Here is a 17,838-nt window from a genome sequence, read left to right on the forward strand (position 1 = left end):
AAATTGATCTATTTAGCGGCTGCAAGTTATAATAAATGGTGAGATTCTGCAAATTAAAAAGGGCAGGATGTCCTCGAAAAACCTTTATTTCAACCTTTCTAACGACAGCTTCATATTCTTATTCCGGCACTATTAAAAAAGGCCTGTCGGAAATAACCTTCCGACAGACCTCTCTTACCTGGCAAAAACCGGGTATTACTCTTCTCCTTCTTTTTTCAAAGAATCTTCTATATAAGTGAATTCTCCGGTTCCGGTCAACTCATATTGTATGGTATAAATAGGAGTAGCACTTCCATCGTAAACGCCGAAGCTTACAGTATAAAGTACGGTCAATCCTTCTACGGGAACTGCTGTCGGATACATAGATTCCAACATAATCTGAATACCTTGCGGCAATCTCTCCCACATCAAATCAGTCAGTTCTTTATCACTCAATGCATTATAAGCGTCTCCATTCTGTTGTTTCCAAGCAGATGGACGGAAGTCAAAATTATTCTGGTATTCAGAACCTCCGAAATAATAATCGTTATTTCCGTATGTAGTCACATAACCTAATCCTTTGGTCGTTACCCCGGCAGGTACATCGATATTTTCCCATACCCAATCCGTTAAAGCCTGGAAATGTCCGGTTCCCATACCTTTACCCGGAGTTAATACAAGGGTAACATTGGGATTGTATAACCACTTGCCAATATAGGTATACTGTTCAGTAATCGTCTCTACCGGAATATTGTTGTACTTCCATGCCCCGCTTGTAAAGATATATTCGTCTGCTTTCAGTTCCGTATCACTACCCGTATAATAGTTGTAAACGACCGCTTTTACCTCTCCCTCTTGTGCATACGGGAATTTTACTCCCAGGAATTGCGGCAGATAATTCTCGGCTTTGATTGTAGAACTGAAATTGTTGCGACTTCCGGGTTCACCCATCGCTTTATAATCAGCAGGATTTACCACGGCAACACTGTCTTTCTCTCCCCAGTCGGTTCCATTGAAAGTATACATGGCCAAGCGGTTTTCAGTGATCACATTTGCCATCGGTTTAAGGGCAGCACCAGAAGCAGCATAGGAAATTACTTTTACATTATCAAGCTGGTAAGTAGTCGTTTTACCATTATTACCAGAACCTGTGTACTTAAAAGCGATGTGTACATTTCCGGAATAAGCCCCCAAACTCATGGTGCCCGCCAAGGAGAAATTATCGGCATAACCGCTAGCCGGTTCCTGCGGCAACACAAAATGAGACGTTACATCTTCCCAGTTGGCAGCCAAAACATCTCCACTAAAATCTTTTGAAATCAAAATCTGCAAACATTCTGCATTGTAATAGCCGACTTTCAAATCAAAAGAGAATAAAGGATTAGAACCTGCACCTACAGTAATCGCCGGCGTAATCAACCAGGCCACATTCTCATCTTCACCGCTTCCATTTGCGGAAAACTGCACATATTTATTATCTCCGAAAGATTTGCCTTGCCAGGTTTTCTTCGTTCCTTTCTCTGTAAAATTCGTCCAATCCGGTAAATTCACGTCAGCATTTGGCGTCACCTCTTCAAAATCTTCATTTAATAACTCGGACTTGTTTACCGGCGCATTATCTCCAACAAATACATTATCAATCTGATAAGTAGTAGTTTTTCCACCTGTACCAGAACCCGTATATTTAAATGCAATAAAGATTTTTCCATCGTAACCGCTCATATCTGCTATTCCTGCCACCGACCAGTTATCGGCATAACCGCTGGTGGGTTCTTTCGGAAGATAAAAATTAGCTGTAATATCTTTCCAATTAGCCGCCAGGGGATCTCCGGAAAAATCTTCGGATACCAGTATTTGCAAACACTCTGCATTATAATATCCAATCTTCAGATCAAAAGTAAACACCGGCGCCGTATAAGCACTGACATCAATACCCGGTGTAATCAACCAAGCTACATTTTCAGCTTCCCCACTACCATTGGCGGAAAACTGTATATATCCATTGTTGTCAAACGTTTTTCCCTGCCAGGTTCTCTTGGTTCCTTTTTCTGTGAAATTCGTCCAACCGGGTAAATTAACATCGGCATTCGGGGTCACCGATTCAAAATCTTCTGTAAAAGGAGCTCCTGCCTCTTCTCCATCACCTCCGGGTTCGGTAGCTGAATACTGATAAGAAGCCAAAACGTAAGTCCCGCTTGTAGCTTCCGGGAAAGCCGTAGCTAATACCTTCGGTAAATTTTTTTCCGGACTTTTCGACGGAGTAAAAAAGGCATACTTATCATTGTCCCAAACAGTAGCGTAATCCGCAGCACTCACCGTATAATTCTGTGCAGCAGCCAAATCACTCAAATAAACCGGTGTTTCTCCACCAAAATCATAAGTAACTTTTACAGCGGAACCGGCAGAAGCTGTATACCATGTTTTGGCCAAAAACGCCGGGATCACATCGTGAGCCGGGGTTGCAGCCGTCAGATAAAAATTCGTTTTCACAGCCTTTAAAGCATCTGCCTCCACTCCTTCGACTTTCAAGCCACTGATTGTGGCATAATCGTCTGCAGTAAGGGTATATTCCTTATTAATCTGATTTTCCGGGCGAGTCATATCATCCAAGCCGTCGAAATTCTTATCGTCAAAATCTTCACAACCCACTAATAACAGCAAAGCTGCGAAATAAAAGTAAATATTATTTTTTCTCATACTGAAATCTTATCTTTAAAATTAATCAGAATAGTTTAGAAAGCGATTTTCAAGCGAATAGAGTAATTACGTCCAAATCTGTAAAATACCTGATAAGCCGTTTTCCAATCGTGATTAGCTCCGTCGGTAGCATCCGAAATAGATTTATTATCCAATATATTATTTACATTTCCGAATAAAGTAGCCCGGATTTTACCGATATAGAAAGAATAATTCACATTCATATCCAGCTCTCCTGCAGACGGCATTCTCCAGGGAGTCTCATAAGCCTTATAGCCTCCCATAATCAAATCGCTCCCGTTGGATCCTCCTACACTGAAGTTTGCATAATTACGCATCCAGTAAGTATAGTCAGCCCCTACCCTCAATCCTTTCAAAGGCTGGTATTTAGCTCCCAAAGCAAAAGTCGTCTGTGCGGAATTTCCCACGCGGGTACCATCCAGGTCCAATACCATTTTGGCATGATCCTCGGCTTGTATACCGGAAGCAATATTTCCCTTATTGTCTTTCAAGGGCTGACCACTGGAATTATAAAAATAACCGGTAGAAACGCTATTCCATTTCCAATCCCCCACAGAAAGCATACCATTAATATCCAAATTTTTGATTGGACGGAATACAAAATCCAATTCTATCCCTTGGTGCAAAGCATTCACACCACTCATATTAATGGAAGAACGGTCTTTTGTTCCATCGGGTAAAGTAATATCCATCGTACGGGTCATCGTTTTATCCAACCATTCTGTCCGGTAAAGGTTCAGATTTGCACTAAACAAGGAAGAACGGAAACCATAACCTACTTCTAAAGAAAAAACTTTTTCATTCACCGCATCCGGGTTGGTAGCATTACTATTCAAAGCATATAAAAATACACCGCCGGAATAGAAGGGAGCCCGGGAAATATAACCGATATTGGCAAATACATTGTGATTATCTGTCAGGTTATAATTGGCTCCTCCTTTTACATTCCAACCGATAAAATTTTCGGTTGAAGATTTTTCGTGATCTTTATCATAATAGAAATGATTCTTTTGCCAATAAGAAGTGTTGGAAACCGCACCGGCTACAAAAACACTCAAAGCTTCCCGGTTAAATTCAGCCTGTCCGAAAATTCCTTCCTGCATCACATAACCATCATAATCCCGGTAAACAACATCCCCTACTTTCAGCTTCTGATTTACCCAATCCGGATTATTGGCATTGGCATTATTGTCCGGACTCACCTGAGCCCTGTAACGATCGATAAAGAAATCTCCTCCGTAAAGGTCTACCAATTTATTGGTGTGCGTACCATTATAATAGCGGAAATCAATACCCCCGTAAACATCAAAATATTTTCCGATAGAAGTGGTATAAGTCGACATCAATCCGTACCAGTTATGCTCGTTTACCGAATTCGACATCGCCATCAACGAACCATTTTCACTGGATGCATTCAACTCATAAATCTTATCGTAAGCAAAAGTTCCGTCGGCATTACGAAAATAAGTATTCAGCGTCCCATTGCTGGAACCATACCATTGATTCGCATAATCGGAAGTACTTCCTAAGCCTTTATAACCGCCTCCACGACCGATAGAAACATACAATACGGTTGAGAGACTGGATTTTTCATTAATCGTCCAGAAATGGTTCAATGAAATCTGGGGTTTGTGGTAACGATTATAACTGGAAGTCTTGCGTTCCCCGTGCAAGCCGAAACCATAAGTCGGATTATACCGGTATTGTCTGTCTTTTCCCATATATTTCTCCACCTTTTGCCATCCTTCTATGGTCAAGCCATCGTAATTGCTCCGCTGATTGTGCCATTGAGGAGCACCGAAAACAGTAAAAGAAAGCAGATGAGAAGAATTGATTTGCTTCGAAATATTGGCGAAATAAGAATAACTTTCAAATTCCGTCCCCTGTATATAACCGTCTCCCCAACTTTTCGCCCCCAATAAGGTAATCGCCCAACCTTTCCTCAAACCGGTTGAAACATTAAACATAATTTTATTATAACCGTCATTTCCCAAAGCATAGGAAATAGATCCCCCTTCCTTAGCGTCCGTTGTGCGTGTTACGATATTGATAGAACCACCGACAGAAGGAGAAGAAACTTTAGAAGCTCCTAAACCTCTTTGCACCTGCATAGAACGCGTAACATCCGACAATCCGGCCCAGTTTGACCAATATAAGCCTCCCCATTCCATATCGTTCATCGGTACCCCGTTAATCATAACGGCGATATTCGCTTGCTCAAACCCACGTAAATTAATTCGGGAATCTCCAAAAGCTCCCCCGGATTTGGTCGCATACACTCCCGGAGTAGATTTTAAGATTTCCGGAAACTCCTGTGTCGAAAGTTTATTCTCAATTTCAACAGGCTCAATCACAGAAATAGCTACCGGAGTTTTTCTCCGTACAGCGACAGAAGCCGTCACCGTCACATCCCCCAAACCGATGGATTCTGTCTCCATCTTTATTATCCCTAAATTGAGAGGCTTAGCGGTGATCTTTACTTCTTTTCTCAATTCCTTATATCCCACACAGCGAAAAATCAAGACCTGATCGCCCATCTTAGCAGTTTCCAAGACAAAGCTCCCATCTAAATTTGTCGCTGCTCCTTCCCCAGTCCCCTGCACCATAACCGTTGCTCCTATCAATTCTTCTTTCGTTTGCGAGTCAATAACTTTACCTTTTACGACTCCCTGAGCCATAGTAGCCAATGTCAGCAATAACATAGGAACTATACACACCAGACTTTTTACAAAGGTTCTCTTCATATAAAAACGTTTAATTATTAATTTAGCCACATCCCCCAAAAAACATCGTTTTTCAGGCATTCTTTAAAAATTCATGTCACAAAGTTAAATATTATAAAAGAAAAACATAGGCTTTTTTCAATCTTAACAAAAACTTCTCTTCTTTGCTATTTTTATCGTCCGATTAAAACTATAATAATATACAATAAATCAGTTTACTACAAAAAAATAAAATAGTGATAAATGTTACAAAAAGAGAATAAATCCCCGGTCCGGTTTTCTATAATTTATAGCTTATATGCCCGATTTACTTATTATTTATAAGTCATAAGGGCTTAAAACTTCTGAAATAAAAAAGGTAAGAAACAATTTTTTGTGACTATTTGAAAATTTTATTAATTTTGTTTGGTATGTTCCAAACCCAATTAACATGAATAAATTATTTCTTAGTTTTTTTATTTTCTGCGTTTCTTTATCTCTTCAGGCCAATACACCTCAAAAATTAAATTTAAACCAGAACTGGGTATTTCGTCAATATAATCTAGGAGAATGGCTACCGGCTTGCGTTCCCGGCACTATACATACAGACTTATTGAATAATGGACAAATTCCGGATCCCTTTTACCGGGTAAATGAAAAAGATTTGCAATGGATAGATAAAATAAACTGGGAGTATAAAACGACTTTTCACCTGAATGACACTTTAGAAAAGAAAAAACAGAAGAGACTGACCTTTTCAGGCCTCGATACCTATGCAGATATTTACCTCAACGGCCAGAAATTAGGACATACAGACAATATGTTCAGAACCTGGAGTTATGATATTTCCTCTCTTTTAAAAAAGGGTGACAACGAACTCCGTATCGTATTTTTTTCTCCCGTTAGGAAAGGACTGGAGGCAATGGAAAATTATGGTCTAAAACTACCGGCCGGGAACGACCAAAGTGTATTAGGAGGTATGGGCATGAATCAAGTGAGTGTATTCACCCGTAAAGCACCTTATCATTACGGTTGGGACTGGGGGCCCAGACTAGTTACATCCGGAATTTGGAGAGATGTTATATTAGAAGCCTGGGACGATCTGAAAATTGAAGATATCTTTATTCATCAGTTAAAGGTGAATAAAAAAGCAGCCCAGCTAAATGCCGAAATCACGTTGAATACCTCTGATCCCCATGAAGTTTGTGTAGAAATCCTTTATAACAATAAAACGATCAGTCAGCAAAACCTTAGGCTCAAGAACGGGATAAATCATATCGGACTTCCTATAAACATCCGGAAGCCTCGTTTATGGTGGAGTAACGGTTTGGGGAAACCAGAATTGTATACGTTTCAAGTAAACGTAAAAAGCAAAGACAGCTTACTGGATAGCCGGCAAATTACAACCGGTCTACGGACGTTACGGCTCATTCGGAAAAAAGATAAGGCAGGCGAAACTTTTTATTTTGAATTGAACGGTATACCGGTATTCGCCAAGGGGGCCAACTATATTCCCAACGATGTATTTTTACCGCGAATAAATCGGGCCGACTATGAGAAGGTGATTGCAAATGCCCAAAATGCCCACATGAATATGCTTCGGATATGGGGAGGGGGTATTTACGAAGACGACTATTTCTACGAGCTTTGTGACAAAAACGGGATTATGGTGTGGCAAGATTTTATGTTTGCTTGTTCCATGTATCCCGGGAATGCAGAGTTTCTGGAAAATGTCAGACAGGAAGCAAAAGACAATCTGATACGGTTACGAAATCATCCCTGTATCGCTTTATGGTGCGGTAATAACGAAATAGGAGGCGCTTGGCACCACGGTTCTCCGGGAGGCTGGGGCTGGAAAAAACAATTTACTCCCGCCGAACAGGACACCTTGTTTCAAGCTTATACCACTATTTTCCATCAGATCCTCCCGGATGCAGTAGCCAAATACTCCACCAATAGCCCCTATTGGGCTTCCTCCCCCATGGCCGGGCCGGATAAATTCGATTTTGAAATACAACCGGGAAACAGTGGAGACAATCATTATTGGGGAGTATGGCACGGAAAACACCGTCTGGAAGAATATGCCAATTATGTCGGACGGTTTATGAGCGAATACGGCTTTCAGTCTTTTCCGGAATTCGCTACGGTGCAAAAGTACGCTTTACCGGAAGATTATAACATCGAATCCGACGTAATGACGTCGCATCAACGAAGCGGAATCGGGAATTTAAGAATACGGGAATATATAGGATGGTATTATACCGTACCGGAAGATTTCGAACAATTTCTTTATACCAGTCAGGTATTACAAGCCCGGGCGATGAAAACAGCCTTACAGGCACACCGGCAAGCGATGCCTTATTGTATGGGATCCTTAGTATGGCAACTAAACGACTGCTGGCCTGTTGCCAGTTGGTCGACGACAGACTATTATCATCAATGGAAAGCTGCCCATTATGCCATACGGGAAATCTGTAAGCCTACTATTCTGATTCCCCGGCAAATAAAACCGACAGAACTGGAAATATGGGTGGTAAATGATTTGCTCCAAAAAATAAAGGGAACTTATTCCATAGAACTATTTGACTTTGACGGACAACAATTTTACAGTCGGAAAGACCGATTTTTGATTGAAGGAAATATATCCTCTAAGATTGCAAGCTTCCACACAGAGGATTTGCTAAAAGGAAAAGAAAAAACACAGGTGGTAGCCGTATTGAAAATCTGCCAAGGGAAAACTATTCTGGATGAACAATATTTCTATTTTACAGAACCGAAAAATCTGGAATTGCCTAAGCAACCCCATATTACCACCCAACTATTCGAAAAAAATGGGAAAAAATATCTGACAGTAACGACCGACAAATTAGCCTGTAATGTGTTGTTCTATTCTCCGGATGCCTCAGTTACTTTCTCGGATAACTATATCGATCTTCTGCCCGGGAGAACGTATATCCTCGAACTTCGAACAGCAGCAGAGCATTATACGATAAAGACACGTTTTATTCAATAAATATTTTAGGTGAATAAGGAGATTATTATCATTTTCTTTATGCCCGAAAGGATATTCAACAAATGTCCAAAATTTAAAAATAATGTACGGAATCAAATTTAAAGTTTCTTTTCGTACGTATTCCATTCAGACGTCTCTAAATGGAATATCCCCGTAAAGGGGATACCCTAAATGAGATCGTCATCAATGAAATTGCCGCTAAGAATTCTCCTCCTATTTTTTAGGGGCAACTTTCCTGATTTCAATAAATTTTGTATACCCGGTGTCACCGGATTTCGGAACCGGGTTTGATTTCTTTGTCCGGACTGACAAAAGAAAGAGCTCCGTCGGCATTTGCAGCCATCAGGATCATCCCCTGAGACTCAATTCCTTTCAAATTTTTGGGTTCCAGATTTACCAAAATACTCACCTGCCGTCCTATTATTTCCTCCGGCGTATAATATTCAGCTATCCCCGAGACCACAGTACGGGTATCAATACCGGTGTCAATCGTCAATTTCAACAGCTTTTTGGTTTTGGCCACTTTTTCTGCCGCTACAATCTTTCCCACACGGATATCCATCTTCTGAAAATCTTCGAAGGAGATATTTTCTTTTGCAGGCGTTACTTTTACACTTGCCAGTTCATTCGCTTTTTTTGTTGCCAACAATTTATCGATCTGCTTTTGAATCTCTTCATCTTCAATCTTATCGAATAACAAACCGGCTTCCTTGATGCGATGCCCGGCAGGAACGACATCCGCTCCCATGCTTTCCCAAGCTACAGGAGCAATATTCAGGAAGCCCCTCAGCTTCGCCGCACTAAAAGGCATAAACGGTTCACTAAGAACTGATAAATCGGCTGCAATTTGTATACAGATATTCAATATCGTTTTTACCCTGGATTCATCTGTTTTGATCAATTTCCAAGGCTCCGTATCGGCCAAATACTTATTTCCCAAACGAGCCAAGCCCATACATTCCTTTAAGGCCTCCCGGAAATGGAAATTATCCAGATTTTTCTCTACCTTTTCTATTATTTGAGGAATTTCTGCCATGACTTCTCTATCGTAATCTGTCAATTCTCCTCTTTCCGGTACAACTCCTTCGAAATACTTATGAGTCAATACCAAAGCCCGGTTGATAAAATTTCCGTAGATAGCCACTAATTCACTATTATTACGGGTTTGAAAATCCTTCCAGGTAAAATCATTATCTTTTGTTTCAGGGGCATTGGCCGTCAAAACATAACGCAAAACATCCTGTTTCCCTTCAAAATCTCTTAAATATTCATGCAACCATACTGCCCAATTCCGGGAGGTGGAAATCTTATCTCCTTCCAGATTTAAAAACTCATTGGCCGGAACATTATCCGGTAAAATATAAGATCCTTCCGCTTTCAACATAGCGGGAAAAATGATACAGTGAAAAACGATATTGTCTTTTCCAATAAAATGTATCATTCTTGTATCCTTATCCTTCCAGTATTTTTCCCAGTCCGGTGTCAGATCCTTAGTAGCCGAAATATATCCGATAGGAGCATCAAACCATACATACAATACTTTTCCTTCTGCTCCTTCTACGGGAACCGGTACCCCCCAATCCAAATCCCGGGTAACCGCACGGGCTTGTAAACCGTTGTCCAACCAAGACTTACATTGGCCATAAACATTGCTTTTCCACTCTTTATGATCTTCCAATATCCATTTTTTCAACCAATCCTCGTATTGATCCAAAGGCAAATACCAATGTTTAGTCTCTTTCAACTCCGGAGTATTTCCGGTTATAGCAGAAACCGGGTTTATCAGATCAGTGGCATTCAAACTGGTACCACAAGCTTCACATTGGTCTCCATACGCCCGTTCATTCCCGCAAATCGGACATTTCCCAATAATATAACGGTCTGCCAAAAATTGTCCGGCTTTTTCATCGTAAAATTGTAAAGATGTTTTTTCGATGAATTTCCCCTCCTCATACAATTTTTTGAAAAAAGCCGACGAAAGTTCATGATGGGTCTTCGAACTCGTACGGGAATAAATATCAAAGGAAATTCCGAATTCCTCAAAAGATTTTTTGATCAGATTGTGATAACGATCTACGATATCCTGAGGAGTTACTCCTTCTTTTTGCGCTTTTATCGTAATCGGTACCCCATGTTCATCGGATCCTCCGATAAAAGCGACCTCCTCTCCTTTTGCCCTCAGGTATCTCACGTAAATATCGGCAGGCACATATACACCGGCGAGGTGCCCAATATGTACCGGTCCATTGGCATAAGGTAAAGCCGTCGTAATTAGATTTCTTTTGAAATGACCCATATTTTTATTTTTAATGATTTGCTGAACAATTAAGGCGCAAATTTACAAAAAAATCGTATTTTCGCACACGAATAAACCGAAAGTCCGAACGGGAAACTATTTTTTGTTTGACTTTTTATAAAACGCCCTATGTTACGTCCGCCCTATCTGCAAGCCGGGGATAAAGTCGCCCTGATTTCTCCTGCAGGCACTATTGCTCCAGAATGTATAGAATATGCCGAAAAGATATCTTGAGTTCAACTTATAAATGCAACTTTTTGGGTGCGGATAATAAGCAATAAAAACATTTATTTTTCAGAGAGGAAAGAGAGACAATGTCCCCCTTTCTCTCACTCTGAATGGATAAAGTTTGCTATCTTTGCTTTAATTGTCCGTCCAAAGAAAAAAAAGTTGCAGATGAGCAAACATATAACCGAGGAACAAAGGTATGCAATTTCTATGATGTTGCAAATACCGATGAGCAAAAAAGCAATAGCGGAAGCTATCGGAGTAGATAAAAGCACTGTTTACAGGGAGATAAAGCGCAATTGCGACGCCCGAAGTGGTAGCTATAGCATGGAGCTTGCCCAGCGAAAAGCAGACAGGCGCAAGCAGCAAAAACATCGCAAGGAAGTGCTTACACCGGCAATGAGAAAACGGATAATAAAGCTGTTGAAGAAAGGATTCAGCCCGGAGCAGATTGTCGGCAGGAGCCGCTTGGAGGGAATTGCGATGGTATCTCACGAAACGATATATCGCTGGATTTGGGAGGATAAGCGGCGGGGTGGCAAACTGCACAAATATCTTCGCAGACAAGGTCGCAGGTATGCCAAACGTGGTTCTAAAAATGCAGGGCGAGGATTTATCCCAGGCAGGGTGGATATTGATGAGCGTCCCGAGATAGTGGAACTGAAGGAGAGATTTGGTGATTTAGAGATAGATACAATTATTGGTAAGAACCACAAAGGTGCCATTCTTACCATTAACGACAGAGCAACAAGCAGGGTCTGGATACGCAAGTTGTCGGGAAAAGAAGCCATCCCGGTAGCTAAGATTGCAGTATGGGCACTGCGGAAAGTGAAAAACTTAATACACACAATTACGGCTGACAATGGAAAGGAGTTTGCAAAGCACGAGGAAATTGCGCAAAAATTGGAAATAAAATTCTATTTTTGCAAACCATACCACTCATGGGAACGTGGTGCCAATGAAAACACCAACGGGCTTATCAGGCAGTATATCCCAAAGGGTAAGGACTTTAGTGAAGTAACCAACAAACAGATTAAGTGGATTGAAAATAAACTCAATAATCGACCTCGTAAAAGACTTGGATACCTCACGCCAAACGAAATATTTAAACAAATTATTAATCAGAATTCTGTTGCATTTGCAAGTTGAATTCAGCTATTGTGTTCCTGGGGACTTATTCCCGTGAGAGGGAGATATGCAACCTCCCGGCATGATGATTTTGCCGGGAGCGATTACGAACGCTTACAGGATATGCAATGGGCGATGGATGAAGAAGAAATCCGGGCTATTTTCTGTACCAGCGGTGGATACGGTTGCCTGAGAATTATAGAAAAATTAGATTATTCTCTTTTTCAAGGAAATCCCAAATGGTTTATCGGCTGTCAGGAAATTTCGATTTTTCATTCTCAAATAAATGAATTGGGGATGGAAAGTCTTTATGCTCCCATGCTTTGCGCCTATCCGCATCTCACTGAAGCAGCTTTAGAACGTATAAAAGGCTTTTTATTCGGAAGTATCTCCAGCTATAAGATAGAAAAAAATGCCCTGGCAGCTCCGGGAATAGTGGAAGCGGAATTAACAGGCGGTGATATCCGCATTATTCACCATTTACAATCGACTACAATTCAACACGACTTGAAAGGGACGGTACTCTTTCTGGACAGTACCTATAATTCCCTGGAAACGGAAAAAATAATAAGGTATATGAAGCTCTCAAAAATCTTCCAGCATTTGAGGGGATTAATCTTATGCAATAAAGGTATACAGGCAAATATAGAATTAACCCAGCTCATACAGGAAATTACCGGAATATACGACTACCCGGTTTATACCGGTATCCCGGCTTCCGACCATCCGGACAGCCATCCGATTATCCTGGGAAGCAACATCCGTTTCGCCGTGAATGAATCGGATATTGAAATTGATTTCCTATAAAATACTGACATTATCAACTCATAATAGGACAGACCATCCTATCCGACAAAAACATTTTCTCATGAATAAGCGTACGTATTTATCTGATTTGACAGCCTTGCGTGAATTTTGTGATTCCTATACACTTCCTTCAAGCCGTAATCGCCCTCCTTTAATCGGAGTATCTGCAAATTTAGAAGAAGAAATTTCCACCGTGCATAACGACTATACCAATTCCATCATTGCCGGCGGAGGTATTCCTGTCATCCTTCCCGTCCATACTGAATTAGCGGTTTTAGAAGAGATGTTCTCTTCATTAGACGGACTTCTCCTGACCGGCGGAGGCGACATCAACCCGCTCTTTTATCAGGAAGAGCCCCTACCCGGGCTGGGAAATTTATCTGCTTTACGCGATCAATACGATCTCATGTTACTTAAAATGGCCTATGACAGGCAAATACCGGTATTCGGAATTTGTAGGGGACATCAAGTCATCAATGTATTTTTCGGAGGTACTTTGTATCAGGATATTTATTCCCAGATTACTTCTTCTTTATTAAAGCACCGGCAGGCTGTAGAAGGGAATCAAGGCGCCCACTATATCGAGGTTGCTCCGGATAGCAAGCTCAAAGAAATCCTGGGCCAGGAAAAAATTTTAGTCAATACCTTCCATCATGAATCCAATAAAGACATCGCTCCCGGATTCCGGGTTTCGGCTTCCTCTTCCGACGGAATTCAGGAAGCTTTAGAACCAATATCGGATATTGGCCCCCAGATCTTAAGCGTACAATGGCATCCGGAAAGAATGGCGGTGGCTAACAACCGGACCATGATCGGTTTGTTTAAATATTTTATCGGACAAGCCCAACTTTACAAACATTGCAAACAACTACACACACATATTTATACCATTGATTCTCACGTAGATACTCCTTTGTTTTTTACAGAAAATTTTTCTATTGCCGAAAGGGAAAGCGGTACCAAAGTTTCCTTGCCGAAAATGCAGGAAGGTTTACTGGATTGTATATTTATGGCGGCTTATTTAAAGCAGGGAGAACGGGACGAAGAATCTTTGAGGCAAGCGACAGAACGCGCCGTCGCCATTATCAACCAAATTAAACAACAGATAGAAGCCAATCAGGAATGGGTAGGGTTGGCGACTTGCCCGGAAGATTTATATTACCTGAAAAAAAACGGCAAAAAAACCTTTTTTATCGGTATAGAAAACGGATATGCGCTGGGAAGAAATATTCGGAATATCGCCCGCTTTCAAAAAATGGGCGTAAGTTATATGACTCTCTGCCACAATGGAAATAATGGCATTTGTGACTCTGCAAAAGGAGAACCGGAACATAACGGTCTGAGTAAATTCGGTCAAAAGGTAGTCCAGGAAATGAATCGTACCGGCATTATGGTCGATATATCTCACGCATCTGAAAAAACGTTTTACGACGTCATTCGCATAAGCCGCGCTCCTGTCATTGCATCGCATTCTTCGGCGAGAGCTCTCTGCGATCATCCCCGTAATTTGGATGACGACCAGTTAAGAGCCATCGCTTCGGTAAAAGGAGTGGTACAAGTGTGCCTGTACGAAGGCTTTTTATCCCAGAGCCACCGTCCGACCCTCAAAGACGTCATACAACATATCGATTATATTGTGAATTTAATTGGAGACGACTATGTGGGTATAGGATCCGATTTTGACGGAGGAGGAGGGATAGAAGGTTGTAACGGTTCCAACCAAATGGTCAATATCACCCGTGAATTATTACGCATCGGATATTCCTTTGAAAGTATAAAAAAGATATGGGGAGGAAATTTGCTACGGGTAATGCAAGCTGTACAGGACTATGCAGCTAAAAAACGCAGGTAACAACTACCTGTTGACTTATTCTTAGGAGGCAACTTATTATTTTTATATTTTTGTCACCTCAAAATAGGGAACGAAAGTAGGTTTAAAGGGAGGAAAGTTTAAACATAAAAATGTTCAAAAAGACCAGATGATTTATGCAAAATATAAAATCGTTATTTTTACTTTTACTTTCCTGTTTTTTCGGAGGATGTACTTCTTCTGCTATCTTTGAAGATTACCGAAACATTCCCCAGGAAAAATGGGCAATAAATTCCGATATTCAATTTGAAGTAGAGATCCCTCAAAACGGGGATTACGATTTTATTTTGTGTATCCGGCATACAACGGATTATGAAATGGCGAATCTCTGGTGTTTTCTTACTGTAGCGGATTCCACCAGAACAATTCGCAAAGATTCGGTTAATATTATGGTCGCAGAAGCTGACGGAAAATGGAAAGGGAAAGGGAATCTTCTGAAAACATTGGAATATCCTTTACCCGGCCCCTATGCTTTAAATACAGGTAAGTATTTTATTTCTGTTAAACAGGGAATGCGCACACCGACCTTAAAAGGTATTAAAAACGTCGGCTTGATTGTTCGTCCTGGAACTTCTGTCCCGACAACAATAGAATAAAAAAATTTACATGGCTAAAAATAAACAGATAAAATTTGCGGAAATGGAAGTGCTGAAAAATGTTTTTCAGCCAAAGCACAAAGAAATATTCCAGACGGACTATTTTTTAAAAGGACATTGGCAAGAAAAAATTTTTCAAAATAATCATCCCATTGTATTGGAAATCGGATGTGGAAAAGGAGAATATACAGTTGGTTTAAGCCAGCTTTACCCGGAAAAAAATTTTATCGGCATAGACATCAAAGGAGCCCGGATGTGGCATGGCGCTAAAACAGCCTTAGAGAAAGGATTGTCCAATGCTGTTTTCCTCCGCATTTATGCAGAAATGCTGGAATCGGTATTTGCTCCCTGCGAAATATCGGAAATCTGGATTACGTTTCCGGATCCCCAAATGGCAAAAGCCCGGAAAAGATTAACCGGAAGCCGTTTTTTAAACCTTTACAAAAAGATATTAATCCCCAACGGCCTGATCCATTTGAAAACGGATAGTCCTTTCCTGTTCACGTATACGACAGAATTGATCCGACAAAACCAGCTAAAAGCTTTTGTTTGTACAGCAGATTTATACCAAGAAGAAGGACAAAATAAAATCCTGGGTATACAAACTTTTTATGAACAGCAATGGCTGTCCCGGGGTAAAACAATCAAATACCTCCAATTTTCTTTAGAAGAGAGGAAATTAATACAGGAACCCGATATTGAAATTGAAAAAGACAATTATCACAGTGAAACCCGTTATATGAATCTGCATTGTAAACATCAATCTTCAGAAAAATGAAAAAAAGGGTTTTAATAGCCATGAGCGGAGGTATAGACAGTACTGTTGCCGCCATGTTACTGCTGGAACAAGGTTACGAACTGGTAGGTGTCACTTACCGTACATTCGATAATATTTCCAGGGGCTGTATGGAAAAAGAGAAAGGTTGCTGTAGTGTAGATTCTCTTTTCGAAGCGAAAAGAATGGCTGAGCAACTGGGATTTGAACATCACATTCTGGATATACGGGAACAATTTCGGAATACGGTCATCCGGAATTTTATCGACGAATATCTTCAAGGACGGACCCCCAATCCTTGCGTATTATGCAACTCGACCATTAAATGGGGTAAACTGTTAGAAACCGCCGATGAATACAATTGCACTTATATAGCCACCGGACATTATGCCCGTATTGGCCAAGAAAACGGTCGTTATTTTCTGAGAAAAGGAATAGACGAAACGAAAGATCAAACATATTTCCTTTGGACTCTGAGCCAGGAAAATCTGGCTCGTACCCTTTTCCCTTTAGGAGAATTGACAAAACCCCAAGTCCGCCGTATTGCCCTGGAACAGGGATATGAAAAATTATCCCAAAAAGGAGAAAGTCAGGAAATTTGTTTTATTCCGGATAATGACTACCGAAACTTTTTAGCTACTCATGTCGAAAACTTTTCCGAAAATTACGGTCCAGGACCTTTTGTAGATACTTCCGGGAAAGTATTAGGAACGCACAAAGGATTTCCCAATTATACTATCGGTCAAAGAAAAGGGCTAGGTATAGCCTTGGGTCAACCCATGTTTGTAGTAGCGATTGATGCTCGTGAGAATAAAGTTATTCTGGGTACGAAAGAGGAGTTGAAAGGAAAAACTTTTTATGTACAGGGAGTTAATCTCATGAAATATTCCCATCTGCCGGAAGGACTAACCGTATCTGCCAAAATCCGCTACCGGAATGCAGGAGGCTTAGCAGCAATATTCCCCGAAAAAGAAGGCTTGAGAGTCGTTTTTCAAGAAGCTATCGATTCGATTACACCAGGACAAAGTGCCGTTTTTTACGAAGGAAACGACGTCGTTGGAGGAGGTATTATCGCCTAATTTGACTTCAAAAAGACAAAGCCGGAAACTTAAAATCCATTCTTTCCAGGAAACATCTAGCTTTCCAAAGAAGAAACACGATCTTTACAAAAGTTCTCTAATTCCATGATCCGATTTACATAGATCAAGGAGTAATCAGTTGAATGTTCATTCACATAGTTATAAAAATATATAATTTTATGGGCAAGATTGAGTTTAACAAGATCCTCTTCATTCCGATGGAATTCCCGGTATAAAATTTCTCCCAGCATTCCGCATTTTTCAACAAAATAATCCTCTTCCGACAATCTCTCCATAATTTCTTCCACCTTCTCTTCAAAGAAAAAATCCCGGGATTGCCCGAAATAAGTGGTATACATACTCTCTAATTGCGCCTTCCTTTCCTCTTCTCTTTCTTTATCACCTGTAAAGATAAGCTCCAAGGAATCAAAAAATGTACGAATAATCCGGGAAATATAATCTCTCGATAACATCTATTTCTTATTAAATTATCTGCGAAAATAGAGAATTTTTAAATATAAAAAAAGAGCCGTATAGAAACGAATAAATAGCAAAATTACACAGTAGGGACGTGCCCTATTGTGTAAATCCAGTTAGGATTGTTCACTTTGACACTTACAAAAATAATCATGGATAAGAGTTACCAA

The 17,838-nt window shown here is 40.6% G+C and carries 11 protein-coding genes; 7 read left to right on the plus strand and 4 right to left on the minus strand.

Features of this window, described 5'->3' with window-relative positions:
- Nucleotides 1-195: 195 nt before the first annotated feature.
- Both HMPREF9449_RS16025 and HMPREF9449_RS15260 read right to left on the minus strand, forming a co-directional pair.
- Nucleotides 196-2,676, minus strand: a complete 2,481-nt coding sequence (locus HMPREF9449_RS16025; protein ID WP_009138166.1) for a choice-of-anchor J domain-containing protein — start codon at nt 2,674-2,676, stop codon at nt 196-198.
- Nucleotides 2,677-2,711: 35 nt separating this feature from the next.
- Nucleotides 2,712-5,441 carry a TonB-dependent receptor gene (locus HMPREF9449_RS15260; protein WP_040612157.1) on the minus strand — a complete coding sequence of 910 codons (2,730 nt, stop codon included), beginning with the start codon at nt 5,439-5,441 and terminating at the stop codon, nt 2,712-2,714.
- A gap of 409 nt (nt 5,442-5,850) precedes the next feature.
- On the opposite strand from HMPREF9449_RS15260, the gene HMPREF9449_RS15265 reads away from it, so the two are divergent.
- On the plus strand, nt 5,851-8,412 hold the full coding sequence (locus HMPREF9449_RS15265; protein ID WP_009138168.1) for a beta-mannosidase: 2,562 nt from the start codon (nt 5,851-5,853) through the stop codon (nt 8,410-8,412).
- Between the two features lie 265 nt (nt 8,413-8,677).
- Here the strand turns inward: HMPREF9449_RS15265 and metG are convergent, their stop codons facing one another.
- Complete coding sequence (gene metG / locus HMPREF9449_RS15270) at nt 8,678-10,708, minus strand: methionine--tRNA ligase (protein WP_009138169.1); 2,031 nt, start codon at nt 10,706-10,708, stop codon at nt 8,678-8,680.
- 396 nt (nt 10,709-11,104) lie between these two features.
- Between metG and HMPREF9449_RS15275 the strand changes: the two genes are divergently transcribed.
- From HMPREF9449_RS15275 to mnmA, 6 genes are all read left to right on the plus strand, one after another.
- A complete protein-coding gene (locus HMPREF9449_RS15275) occupies nt 11,105-12,085 on the plus strand; it encodes an IS30-like element IS4351 family transposase (RefSeq protein WP_009136301.1) in 981 nt (326 codons plus the stop codon).
- 9 nt (nt 12,086-12,094) lie between these two features.
- Nucleotides 12,095-12,871 (plus strand): S66 peptidase family protein, encoded by a 777-nt coding sequence (locus tag HMPREF9449_RS15280; protein ID WP_040612107.1) that lies wholly within the window; start codon nt 12,095-12,097, stop codon nt 12,869-12,871.
- Nucleotides 12,872-12,932: 61 nt separating this feature from the next.
- Nucleotides 12,933-14,723, plus strand: a complete 1,791-nt coding sequence (locus tag HMPREF9449_RS15285; RefSeq protein WP_009138172.1) for a fused gamma-glutamyl-gamma-aminobutyrate hydrolase/peptidase — start codon at nt 12,933-12,935, stop codon at nt 14,721-14,723.
- 134 nt (nt 14,724-14,857) lie between these two features.
- Complete coding sequence (locus HMPREF9449_RS15290) at nt 14,858-15,337, plus strand: gliding motility lipoprotein GldH (RefSeq protein WP_009138173.1); 480 nt, start codon at nt 14,858-14,860, stop codon at nt 15,335-15,337.
- 10 nt (nt 15,338-15,347) lie between these two features.
- Nucleotides 15,348-16,115 carry a tRNA (guanosine(46)-N7)-methyltransferase TrmB gene (trmB, locus tag HMPREF9449_RS15295; RefSeq protein ID WP_009138174.1) on the plus strand — a complete coding sequence of 256 codons (768 nt, stop codon included), beginning with the start codon at nt 15,348-15,350 and terminating at the stop codon, nt 16,113-16,115.
- Entirely contained in the window at nt 16,112-17,191 is a 1,080-nt protein-coding gene (mnmA, locus tag HMPREF9449_RS15300) for a tRNA 2-thiouridine(34) synthase MnmA (RefSeq protein ID WP_040612109.1), read from the plus strand. Before trmB ends, mnmA begins: the two co-directional genes overlap by 4 nt.
- A 56-nt stretch (nt 17,192-17,247) precedes the next feature.
- Here mnmA and HMPREF9449_RS15305 read toward each other — a convergent pair whose 3' ends face one another.
- On the minus strand, nt 17,248-17,664 hold the full coding sequence (locus HMPREF9449_RS15305; RefSeq protein WP_009138176.1) for a hypothetical protein: 417 nt from the start codon (nt 17,662-17,664) through the stop codon (nt 17,248-17,250).
- Between the last annotated feature and the right edge of the window lie 174 nt (nt 17,665-17,838).

Source organism: Odoribacter laneus YIT 12061 (assembly GCF_000243215.1).
GTDB lineage: Bacteria > Bacteroidota > Bacteroidia > Bacteroidales > Marinifilaceae > Culturomica > Culturomica lanea.